At 57.8% G+C, this 11,714-nt stretch carries 8 protein-coding genes; 3 read left to right on the top strand and 5 right to left on the bottom strand.

Translation table 11 applies throughout. The features are described from left to right. Positions 1 to 304 precede the first annotated feature (304 nt). Entirely contained in the window at positions 305 to 1,387 is a 1,083-nt protein-coding gene (locus M8010_RS09080) for an efflux RND transporter periplasmic adaptor subunit (RefSeq protein WP_250090566.1), read from the top strand. Positions 1,388 to 1,392: 5 nt separating this feature from the next. Then, positions 1,393 to 4,488: an efflux RND transporter permease subunit gene (locus M8010_RS09075; protein ID WP_250090565.1), complete on the top strand. Its 3,096-nt coding sequence runs from the start codon at positions 1,393 to 1,395 to the stop codon at positions 4,486 to 4,488. Here M8010_RS09075 and M8010_RS09070 read toward each other — a convergent pair. The 3 genes from M8010_RS09070 to djlA all read right to left on the bottom strand — a co-directional run bounded on the left by M8010_RS09070 (position 4,455) and on the right by djlA (position 8,758). Continuing rightward, positions 4,455 to 6,269, bottom strand: a complete 1,815-nt coding sequence (locus M8010_RS09070) for a putative bifunctional diguanylate cyclase/phosphodiesterase (protein WP_250090563.1) — start codon at positions 6,267 to 6,269, stop codon at positions 4,455 to 4,457. The genes M8010_RS09075 and M8010_RS09070 overlap by 34 nt on opposite strands. Before the next feature lie 73 nt (positions 6,270 to 6,342). After that, positions 6,343 to 7,794: an amidase gene (locus M8010_RS09065; protein WP_349666100.1), complete on the bottom strand. Its 1,452-nt coding sequence runs from the start codon at positions 7,792 to 7,794 to the stop codon at positions 6,343 to 6,345. A 193-nt stretch (positions 7,795 to 7,987) separates the two neighbouring features. After that, positions 7,988 to 8,758, bottom strand: a complete 771-nt coding sequence (gene djlA, locus M8010_RS09060) for a co-chaperone DjlA (protein ID WP_250090562.1) — start codon at positions 8,756 to 8,758, stop codon at positions 7,988 to 7,990. A gap of 57 nt (positions 8,759 to 8,815) precedes the next feature. On the opposite strand from djlA, the gene alkB reads away from it, so the two are divergent. Continuing rightward, positions 8,816 to 9,466, top strand: a complete 651-nt coding sequence (gene alkB, locus M8010_RS09055) for a DNA oxidative demethylase AlkB (protein WP_250090560.1) — start codon at positions 8,816 to 8,818, stop codon at positions 9,464 to 9,466. 6 nt (positions 9,467 to 9,472) lie between these two features. Here the strand turns inward: alkB and M8010_RS09050 are convergent, their stop codons facing one another. Together M8010_RS09050 and M8010_RS09045 are read right to left on the bottom strand one after the other, a co-directional pair. Beyond that, positions 9,473 to 10,753: an MgtC/SapB family protein gene (locus tag M8010_RS09050; protein WP_250090558.1), complete on the bottom strand. Its 1,281-nt coding sequence runs from the start codon at positions 10,751 to 10,753 to the stop codon at positions 9,473 to 9,475. Then, positions 10,746 to 11,636 (bottom strand): LysR family transcriptional regulator ArgP, encoded by an 891-nt coding sequence (locus tag M8010_RS09045; RefSeq protein WP_250090557.1) that lies wholly within the window; start codon positions 11,634 to 11,636, stop codon positions 10,746 to 10,748. Before M8010_RS09045 ends, M8010_RS09050 begins: the two co-directional genes overlap by 8 nt. Positions 11,637 to 11,714 lie beyond the last annotated feature (78 nt).

Genomic DNA, 11,714 nt, shown 5'->3' with positions numbered 1-11,714 from the left:
GCTGCAAAAAAAAGCCCCCGGGACCTTTCGGTGCCGGGGGCTTCTCGTGTTTTGTCAGGTTGCTGCTATCTCACCCGCTTGTCCACGCAAAAGCCCCCGGACGGTACCACGACCACCAGGACTAGCTTTACAAGGACAACCACTGCGTTGAGATTCATAAAATTCGAATTCGCTCTGATTCTATCGAAAAATTATGTGTAGAATTTACCCCACGAAATTAATCGGGTGCAACCGTTTTCTGGCAGTTTTTCGAAATGGAACCGCAGTTTTACTGAAATCACCTGTCTTAACCTGTGAGCGATCAATGACAAAAGCAAAACTGGGATCCATCGGTCTGTCTCTCGTGGTACTGACGCTACTGGTTGTCTGGATGGCGACGGGAAATGTCAGGGAGGCTCGCGATGAGGCGCCGGACACTCCGCCCGAGCAGAGCAAAGGTCTGCCTTCCGTGCAGGTGGATGTACTGCGCGACCGACCCTACCAGCCGGGGCTGATGGTGCAGGGCCAGCTGGAACCCTGGCGGTCTGTGGCTATCGGTGCGCGGATTGCCGGAACCGTGGAAGAGTTGATGGTGAGTCAGGGTGACCGGGTCAGGGAAGGCGATGTTCTGTTGCGCATTTCCGAGGACGGTCGCGGCACAGCGGTGGAGCAATGGCAATCCCGCATTCGTAAACTGGAGGCCGATCTTTCTGCAGCCCGGCGTCTTCGTTCCCGGGATCTCACCTCTGAATCTGAAATACTGACCCTGCAAAGCGAACTCTCCGCTGCAAAAGCGGAACTGGCGCGGGCACAAGTGGCTATGGATAACCTGACTCCCCGTGCACCGTTCGATGGCACGGTCAATCGACGTGATGTGGATCTGGGGGACCTGGTTCAGGTGGGCTCACCTTTACTGGAGCTGGTTCACATTGACCGGCTGAAAGTAACAGGCCAGATTCCTCAGCAGTCCGTGAGCAATGTGGAAGAGGGCCAGAAGGTGACTGTCCGCACTTTGGATGGCGATACGCTGGAAGGCCAGGTGAGCTTCGTGGCCAGTGCGGCAGACCCTGAAACCCGCAGCTTTGCCGTGGAAGTGACGGTGGAAAATCCGGAGCGCAAACGGGTTGCCGGCGGCAGTGCCACGTTGCGGATTTCACTGCCGGAGGTCAGGGCCATGTTTATTTCACCAGCCTATCTGAGCCTCGGTGATGATGGCCGTCCCGGCGTACGGTATGTGGGCGACAACAACGAGGTTGTGTTCACCACGGTCAAGCTGCTGAACGTGACGACCGATGGCGCCTGGGTGACTGGTTTGCCGAAAGAAATCCAGCTTATAACCAGAGGCGCCGGGTTTGTGTCTATCGGGCAACAGGTGCAGCCGGTGAACCGTGATTCGGATCGGGGCTGATTGTTATGCGAACGCTTATATTTGCGGCCCTTGATCGTTCCCGCACCACTTTCCTTACGCTGATGTTTCTGATCCTTGGCGGCATCGCTGCTTTTCAGGCCATTCCCAAAGAGGCCAATCCGGACGTCACCATCCCCATGATTTACGTGTCCATGACCCTGGAAGGTATCAGTCCGGAAGATGCGGAGCGCCTGTTGATCCGTCCCATGGAGCAGGAGTTGCGTTCCCTCGAAGGCATCAAGGAAATGCGAGGCACGGCCTCGGAGGGCCATGCTTCGGTGATGTTGGAATTCGACGCCGGCTTTGACCCGGATATGGCACTTCAGGACGTGCGCGAGAAGGTCGATACTGCCCGCAGTAAACTGCCGCAGGAAGCGGACGAGCCTCGGGTCAACGAGATTAACGTGGCGCTGTTCCCGGTGATGTCCGTGGGTCTGTCGGGGCCGCTGTCAGAGCGTGAACTGGTGACCATTGCCCGACGACTCCAGGATGCCATTGAAGGGATTCCGGAAGTCCTGGAAGTGGATATCGGTGGTGACCGGGAAGACCTTCTGGAGGTCGTTGTCGACCCCCAGGTTCTGGAAAGCTACGGCATCGATTTTGACCAGTTGGCCTCTCTGGTCACCCGCAACAATCAGCTGGTGGCGGCGGGCAGTCTTGATACCGGCGCCGGTCGCATGACCATGAAAGTGCCTGGCGTGATCGAGTCGGTGGAGGATGTGATGTCCATGCCGATCAAGGTGGGCGGGGATACCGTCGTCACCTTTGGCGACGTCGCCATGCTGCAACGCACCTTCAAGGACCCTACCGGGTTTGCACGAATCAACGGTGAGCCGGCCCTGGTGCTGGAAATTTCCAAGCGCACCGGTGCCAACATTATTGAAACGGTTGGTCAGGTCAAGGAGTTAATCGAGCGCGCGGGGCCGGAGTTGCCGGAAGAGCTGGAAGTCCGTTACATCATGGACCAGTCCGGTGAAGTGCGGGACATTCTCAGTGACCTGCTCAACAACGTACTCACGGCCATTGTGCTGGTGATTATCCTGATCATTGCCGCCATGGGGCCCCGCTCGGCCCTGTTGGTTGGCCTGACCATTCCTGGCGCCTTCCTGACCGGTATTCTGGTGATCTGGGGTATGGGCCTGACCCTCAATATTGTGGTTCTGTTCAGCTTGATCCTGGTGGCCGGCATGTTGGTGGACGGGGCCATCGTGGTATCGGAGCTGGCGGACAGAAACCTCTCCGAGGGGCAGAGTGTGCGATCCGCATGGGGCGAGGCTGCCAGCCGCATGGCCTGGCCTATTATTGCTTCCACCGCGACCACTCTCGCTGTCTTTGTGCCATTGCTGTTCTGGCCCGGCGTGGTGGGGGAGTTCATGAAATTCCTTCCCATGACCGTCATCATCTGCCTGATTGCCTCCCTGGTCATGGCCCTGGTGTTTCTCCCGGTTCTCGGCAGTATCAGTGGTGGCAGACGTAAGCGCCAGGCGGCACCAGACGGCCGAATGACGGGGTTGTACAGGAATCTGCTGGGGCGTTTGCTGGCGGTGCCGGGGTACACACTGTTGGGTGTGTTGGCTGTGGTTGTGGTCATCTACCTGGCGTACGGCAAGTTCAACCATGGCGTGGAGTTCTTTCCCAGCGTCGAGCCCGACTCGGCCCAGGTACAGGTGAGGGCGAGAGGCGATATGTCGGTGGAAGAGCGGGATGCCATTGTGCGGGAAGTGGAGCAGAGGCTGCAGGATATGCCGGAAGTAAAAGCGCTGTATGCCCGCTCAATGGTCAGTGCCGGCAACCAGATGGCACCGGATGTTATCGGTGTACTGCAGTTCCAGTTCACCGACTGGTTCGAGCGACGTTCCGCCACCAGGATCCTGGAGGATTTCCGCGAGCGCACGGCAGACATCCCCGGCATCGAACTGGAATTTCGCAAGCAGGAAGGTGGCCCGGCTGAAGGCAAGCCCATTGAGCTGATGGTGAGCAGCCTCGACAGTGACAAACTGGGCCGGTATGTCGGTCTGATCCAGGAGCACATGGCGACCATCGACGGCTTTGTGGATATCGAGGATGACCGCAGTCTGCCGGGTATCGAATGGCGCCTGAACGTGGACCGGGCGTCGGCGGCCCGCTTCGGTTCCGATGTGCTGAGTGTGGGCAGCGCCGTGCGCCTGATTACCAACGGGTTGGTATTGGCTACTTACCGGCCGGAAGATGTACGTGATGAGGTGGACATCGCTGTGCGGGTGCCCAACAACTGGCGCGAGCTGGACCAGTTCCAGCGCCAGACCATCCATACCAATCGCGGTCAGGTACCGCTCTCAGAGTTTGTGGAACTGGAGCCGGGCGATAAAACCGGAAGCATTGTGCGGGTGGATGGCCAGAGGACGGTGACCATCAAGTCCGATGTGGCGCCTGACCGTAGGGCCGATGAGTTGTTGACAACCCTGCAGGAGCGAATGCCGGAAACGCCCGAAGGGGTATCTGTCCGCTTCGCCGGTGAAAACGAAGATCAGCAGCAGGCGTCCAACTTTCTGGCTTCCGCCTTCGTGGTGGCGATTGCCCTGATGCTGTTGATCCTGGTGACCCAGTTCAACTCCCTGTACCAGACCTTGCTGATTCTGTCGGCCATTGTGCTTTCCACGGCCGGGGTATTGCTTGGCCTGCTCCTTAACGGCCAGTCTTTCGGCATCGTGATGGTGGGGATGGGCATCATTGCTCTGGCGGGTATTGTGGTGAATAACAACATCATTCTGATCGACACCTATAATGAGATGCGAGGCCGTGGCATGGAAGCGTATGAGGCAGCGCTGGAAACCGGCTGCCTGCGTCTTCGCCCGGTGCTTCTGACGGCCATCACCACCATTCTGGGCTTGATGCCGATGGTGCTGGGCGTGAACGTGGATCTGATCACGCCTTCCCTGGGGCTTGGCGCGCCTTCAACCCAGTGGTGGACCCAGCTGTCCAGTGCCATTGCCGGTGGGTTGGCGTTTGCGACCATCCTGACCCTGCTGCTCACACCTGCGTTACTGGTTCTGGGCGACAAATCCGGGCGTAAACTGAAACAGGTGTCCTATTCACTGGTGAAAAAGCGTTCGACCAGCTGATCGAATGGTAACGGCCTGCTGTACAGGTAACCCTGAAGGTAGTCGCAACCCTGTTCGCAGAGCCACCTTTCGTGAGCCTCGGTTTCCACACCCTCGGCCACGACGGATAGCCCCAGACCTCTCGCAAGCCCGAGAATCGACAGAATGATGGCGCAGTCATCCTCGTCATCGGGGATGTTGCTGATGAACGAGCGGTCGATCTTGATGCGGGAAAACGGCAGGCCCTTGAGCCTTGACAGGGATGAGTAGCCGGTGCCGAAGTCGTCAATCGATAGCTGCGCACCGGCGGCGACCAGTTCCTCCAGAATACCGGAAATGGTGATGATATCACCCTGAAGGGCATCCTCGGTCACTTCGAAATGCAGTGACCTGACGGGAACGCCATATTCTGCACAGATCGTTTTTATCTGGCGGGGAAGCCCGGCTATCAGAACCTGCTCGGGAGCCAGGTTCACTGACACTTCCGGCAGTTCTATCTGATGGTTTCGGGCCCACTGCCAGTGCTCACACACTCGACGCAGCACGCATTCGCCAAGGCCATACATCAGGCCTCCGCCTCTGGCAATGTCGAGAAACTCGATGGGTGACAGCCATCCCCGCTCCGGGTGCTGCCAACGAACCAGAGCCTCAACCGACTCCGTACTCGATCCATCGGCACTGGTTATCGGCTGGTAGAATACGTCGAGCTTATGTTCCCTGATGGCCGTGCGCAGGTCATTCTCCAGTTCGAAGCGGGAGCGGGCGCTGATCTGGATACTCGAATCAAAAAAACAGGTCCGGCCACGGCCCTCATGCTTGGCGTTGTACATCGCCGCTTCGGCGCCACGAAGCAGGTCCTCGGTGGAATCACAGTCACCGGGTAGGTGACAGATGCCGAGGCTGGCCCCCACGGTTATCGAGTGTCCGTTGAGACGGATTGGCTTGCTGATTTCATGCCGGATTTTTGCGGCAGTCTGCTCCAGTGTGTCCGGCTGGGTCTGGTTTCGAATAATGAGGGCGTATTCGTCGCCACCTATGCGGGCAAGAAGGTCTTTTCCGGGAACAATGACCTGTTTGAGCCGTTGACCAATTTCCTCAATAACATTGTCGCCCACCTGTGCACCAAGGCCGTCGTTGATGGACTTCAGGCGGTCGACATCCACCCATAAAAGAGCAAGGCTGCCAAGCCCGCGACGTTCGAACTTGTCGATCAGGTAACTGATGCGATCACGCAGTGATTTGATGTTCAGCAGCCCAGTCAGTGAGTCGTAGCGGGTGGCGTATTCCAGTGCCTGTTTCGAATCAAGCCAGGCCTCATGGGTATTCATCAGGCTGACAGTATCTGCGATCGCAATGACGAAGGATATTTCCGGCAGGGTCCACTGTCGATGTGTTGTTGATTCCAGGCAGACCACACCGCTGAGCCGGGCGCCGTCAAAAATCGGCGCATCCAGCATGGAGCGTATACCCATGGGTGCGAGATAACCGGGTGAAAAGGCCCGGGTTCGGCAATCTTCCTGTGCGTGGGGAACAGACAGTACCCGCTCGCTTTCCAGCGCCGCAAAATAGGCCGGGTTGCCTGACTGGTAGAGGCTTCTGGTTTCCGCGGTTGCACCTTCCGGCGTATGCAGCCATTCAGACTCAATGTGTTCGCGTTGCTCCGGAAACTGCCAGACACTGACTCGTTCAACGTCCAGCAGCTCTGCGCACAGGGCGGTCATTGCCGCAAGTTTGTGACTGCGCTCCCTGTTGATGAACGCCGGGCTGTGGCTCAGCTCCATCAGCGCCTTGTGAAAGTTCACAAAGGTGTCCGTATCCTTCATAGGTTCTGGCTTTCGCTTGTGAATGGCGGGTGCCGCGTCCGTGGTCGCTGGATCACATATTGGCACCGGCAAAAGGCCATGTCCAACCCACGGCGTCTTCGAGGGCATAAGCCAGTTCCAGCAGAGTTCGCTCCCCGCCATGCCGTCCCATCAACTGAATGGATACAGGCAGGTTCTGCCCGGTAAGGATCGCCGGCAAGGAGATGGCTGGAGCGCCTGTGGCGTTGGCCAGCGGGGTAAAGCTGACATAACGGGTGAGGCGGTCGAAAAGGGTGTCAAAATCGACTGTCGGACTCAGGTAGCCGATTTCCGGAGTTGTGTGGCCAAGCACGGGGGTTAATATTGCGTCGTAATTCGCCATGGCTCTGGCGTAGTCATGATACGACCTGCGCAGGCGCCACAGCGTAGCTGGGAGTTTGTAGAATTCTCTTCTGAAGGCCTTGTCCAGCCCCTTGGTCAGTCCGTCCAGCCGGGATTTGTCAAAACTAGGATGGAATAACCGCTTGCCGTTGGAGCGCACACCAAATGCCAGCATTCCCCAGTAGCGCGCAAAATCCTCCGGGAAAGAGGGTGCAACCGGAACGTCGACCGGCTCTACGCGATGGCCAAGTTTTTCCAGAACCCGCGCGGTGATTTCTACCGCTTCCCGGGTGGTTGAATCCGTCGGGTGGCCGTTGATGGAGTCCATGACCAGGCCGATTTTAAGTGTGTGTGCGGATGGCCCTTCGACTTTGCCAATGGGTAACAGCTTCGGATTCTGGAAATAATGCTCCGCACCGGCATAGAAGTTGGCCGTGTCCCTGACACTCCGGGTAACCACGCCGTCGCTGACAATATTGATGGGTAGCGATTTTGCGGCATCGTTGTCGACCAGGCGACCCCGGGTAGGCTTCAGGCCCACCAACCCGCAGCAGGCTGCGGGAATCCGGATGGAACCACCACCATCATTGGCGTGGGCGATGCTGATAACACCGGCAGCCACAAGTGCTGCCGAACCTCCCGAGGAAGCGCCGGTGGAGTATTTCAGGTTCCAGGGGTTACGGGTGGGTTTATCGTGGGCGGGCTCCGTGGTGGCGTTGAACCCGAACTCGGGCAGGGTGCTTTTGCCAAAACAGACCAGTCCCTGCGCCAGCAATTGTCGGGCGAAAGGGCTGGTTCTGTCTGCCGGATGCGGGCGAATGGCGGCAGTGCCATAAGTCGTCGGAAACCTTTTTACATCGGTATTGTCTTTAATCACCGTGGGGACACCGCCAAAGATGCCGGGATTTGCATGTACCGGAGATGCTTCCCTTACGGTTATGCCGGCGCCTTCTTCAGGAACGGGCGTAACCAGGCCATGTATCATGGGCTCTGCCTTCCGGGCCCTGGCAAGAGTGGCCTGAAGTACTTCGTTTGCAGAGATCTCGCGATTGCGAATCAGGGTTGCCAGAGCGGTTGCGTCGTGTCGCGCGAGCAGGTCATCACCAAATGTATGCATTGATTGGGGGTGTTGTTGTGCGGTCAAGGCTGGTACTCCCTGTAATATCTCGTTTTCACTCAGCTTGACAGGCTATAAGCTTGAATTCGGCCACAATCGCCACAAATAGTGAGTTCAATGGTATTTCTGGATAGTTTCGATACATTTGCCGAGCCACTGGTCCGTTATTTTCGCAGGCGAGTGCTCTGCTGGCTCTGAACCGGCTATAGTCTCGACATTATTACTTGCGGGCTTCCTTGATGACGTCGTAGGCATGGCTGATCTCCCGGGTGCGTTCTTCCGCCATTTCCCGCATGCTCTCCGGTAGGCCGCGGCCTGCCAGTTTGTCCGGATGATTTTCACTCATCAGTTTACGATAGGCTTTCTTGATTTCGGCATCACTTGCCGAGGGTGATACGCCCAGCGCCTTGTAGGCATCGTCGATCTGGCTGGCGGATGATGCCTGGCCGGACGCGCCGGACTGGCCGGCGTGGGCGCCACGCAGCATGGCTTCCAGTTGGTCCACCTGGGCCTCCGGGAGCCCCAGGCCCCGGGCGATACGCACCAGCATCTCGTGTTCGGCAGGGTGCACCACGCCATCAGCCGCAACCGCAGACACCTGAACCTGCAGGAACATCTGTAGCAGCGAGGGTTGACGACCACTGACTTTCAGAAAATGCTGCAGTTCCGCATCCAGGTCAAAGTCGTCTGCCTTGCCCCGATTGAAGGCAGCTTTGGCACGTTCCCGGTGCTCGCCGGACAGGCGAAAGCGATCGAACAGGCCTTCTGCCACCTGGATTTCGTCGCGGGTAACAACACCATCGGCCTTGCACAGGGCGCCCATCACTGCAAACACTGACTCCAGAAAATCCGTCTGTACGTTGCGCAGTTTCTGAAACAGGCGGCTCTTGATATAACGTGTGAGTAGCGCGCCCGCTATTGCACCAATCAGCAATCCGGGAAAGCGGCCAAACAGATAGCCGATCAAACCGCCAATAAACAGACCGAACATGACAGTGTCCTTTTCAAAAGTTTAAAACTGCGCGAAGTATACGGGGCTGAAAAAACCATGACCATCGATCTCTTCGAACAATCACCACCGGAACCCTGGGCCGAACCTATTTGCGAGGGGGCGGTTGTTTTGCGCCGGTTTGCCAGCGTCAGAGATGCTGAACTATTGAAGGAAATTGAGCAAGTGGCGGACCAGGCGCCGTTCCGACAGATGAAAACGCCGGGCGGCCACACCATGTCCGTCGCCATGACCTGTTGCGGTGACTGGGGCTGGGTGACGGATGCGCAGGGGTATCGTTACCAACAGCAGGACCCGGTTTACGGGTCCTCATGGCCTGGAATGCCGGAATTGTTCCATACCCTGGCGGCCGAAGCCGCCGCGAAGGCCGGTTATGCCGGGTTCGAGCCGGATTCCTGCCTGGTGAACCGTTATTCCACGGGCGCAAAAATGGGGCTTCATCAGGATAAAGACGAAGATGATTTTGGTCAGCCCATCGTTTCGGTATCTCTGGGCACGCCAGTAACCTTTCAGTTCGGTGGCACGCGGCGCAGTGACCGACCGCAGCGAGTGCTGCTGGAGCACGGGGATGTGGTGGTCTGGGGTGGCCCGGCGCGGTTGCGATATCACGGTGTACTGACCCTTAAAGCCAATCATCACCCCCTGACGGGCGTTTATCGATACAACCTGACCTTCCGGCGGGCACGTTAACCCGCCTTACTGCAACCATGCGACTGTCAGTCCGGCAACCAGGGATAGCACCATAGGGCCTGCAACCCGTATTCCCAGCTCTTTTCGGCCGATGGCACCGGCGATACCTGACTTCACCAGGTTATTGGTAGCTGCCGCAATCACAATGCCAATGACGGCCGTTTGCAGGGCAAGAGAGTCCTGTGACATGCGTGTCAGTGAAAGAGTGATAGCGTCTACGTCGGCAACGCCAGACGTGGCGGCAAGCATATAAATACCCAGGTCTCCCAGCCACTCCTGCAGGAATTCTCCCAGCAGGAGTATGGCCACCAGTAACAGGCCGAAAACCATCGCGGATTTCAGGTCCAGAGGATTCTGGGTGAGTTCCGGGCGGCTTACCTCCAGGCGCCCCTGGTGTCGTTTCCAGATGATGAGTGCGGGCACGTACAGCAACAGGGTCATCACAACAACGGGCCATACCAGGCTGGGTAGCAGCGCCGGGTTGATAAGGGCGCAATAGATCAGGATGCGGGGGAACATGGTACCGCAGGCGATCAGAATACCGCTGGCGAACTGCGGGCTGACTTCCGGCGAGACTGTCGACTGCCTGGCGTAATGGAGGGTAAGGGCAGTTGACGAGCTCAGTCCCGCGAACAGACTGGTAAACAGAATGCCTTTGCTGGTGCCGGCCAGCCGGATGGCAAAATAACCGACAAAAGAAACCGAAGCGATCAGCACGACCATCCACCAGATTTCCCGGGGGTTTAGAACGCCGCCCGGGCCCAGGTCTTCATTGGGCAGCAGTGGCAGCAGGACCACCGAGATCACCAGCAGCTTCAGCGCTGCATCCAGCTCGTGTGCCTGAAGTTTGTCGACCAGCCCATGAATTTCCTTCTTGTTATCCAGAATCAGCGCTGTAACCACAGCAGCACCGGTAGCGATTGCCGGGTCCACGGCTACGGCAATTGCGCCATAACAGAAGGTGAGAACCATGCCGATGGTGCCGGTGATGCTGAAGTTACGGATATGGGCGAGGCGCTCACTGAAGGCTACCAGGGCAATGGCAACCACACTGATGAGCAATACCGGAAATGCCCATTCAGTGACTTCCTTTGCCAGCAGCGCGGCAACGCCCCCTAGCAGGCCAATGAGGGCAAAGGTTCGAATACCTGCAATGCGCTCGCCGGACGCCTGGGCGCGGGCGTCCCACCCGCGCTCCAGACCGATAATGGCACCCAGCAGCAGGGCAATGGCCAGGTTCAGCGTGGTCTGGTTGTCAACGATAAACTGACTGGTTACTTCATCCATGGAGTATTCCGTTATCGGGTGTGAAGGCCCCTTCAAGGGTGGTTGTCAGGCGCTTGAGCAATGTTCCGCTGTGGCGCCAGAAATGCCAGTAAAGCGGTACTGCCAGCTCATGGCCCGGAGCAATGTTTACCAGACTGCCGTCTTCCAGCGATTTTCGGGCCTGTACAACGGGAATCATACCGTAGCCCATGCCGGCCCTTGCAAGCTGAACAAAGCCTTCAGAGGAAGGGCAAAGGTGATAGGGGAAGCGGCCATGGTAGCCGCAACCGGCCAAGAACCGATGCTGAAGCTGGTCATTCGGGCCGAACACAATGGCAGGTGAAGTGGCAAATGCATCGGGCGTGATTCCGTCGCGGAAGAATCGACGAACGTACCGGGGCGTTGCCAGTGGCATATAGATCATTTCTCCCAGTGCTACACAGCGTCCCCCGGCGACAGGCTGACTGCTGCTACACAGGCAGGCGGCAACATCACCATCGCGCATTCGTTTCAGCCCCACATCCTGGTCCTCAATGACCAGGTCCAAAAGCACACCTTCATCACTGCAAAAGTCCCCGATGACGGAAGCCCACCAGGTGGCCAGGCTGTCGGCATTGACGGCAATCCGCAGGCGTGTCGTATCCTCGGCCAGAGCGGGGATGGTGTTGCGCAAATCCTTTTCCAGCAGTTGTACTTGCTGGAAATGGTTGAGCAACTTGTTGCCAGCCGGCGTTGCCCGAAGCTCCGGGTGCCTTACAAGTACTGGCTGGCCCAGGCGGATCTCGAGCGACTTGATGCGTTGCGATACGGCGGATTGGGTAAGCCCGAGTAATTCGCCGGCGCGTTCGAATCCACCATTCTCGACAACGGCGGCCAGTGCCTGAAGCAGCTTGTAATCCAGCATAAGAAAAATTCATGGGATATAAAGTTTATGATTTTTAAGTATAGCGCTGTCCGGGTAAGCTTCCAGCAAATCGGGAGG

The organism is Marinobacter sp. ATCH36 (assembly GCF_023555055.1).
GTDB lineage: Bacteria > Pseudomonadota > Gammaproteobacteria > Pseudomonadales > Oleiphilaceae > Marinobacter.
Note: the sequence above shows the minus strand (reverse complement) of the source record. Positions and strands in the feature narration are given on the sequence as shown.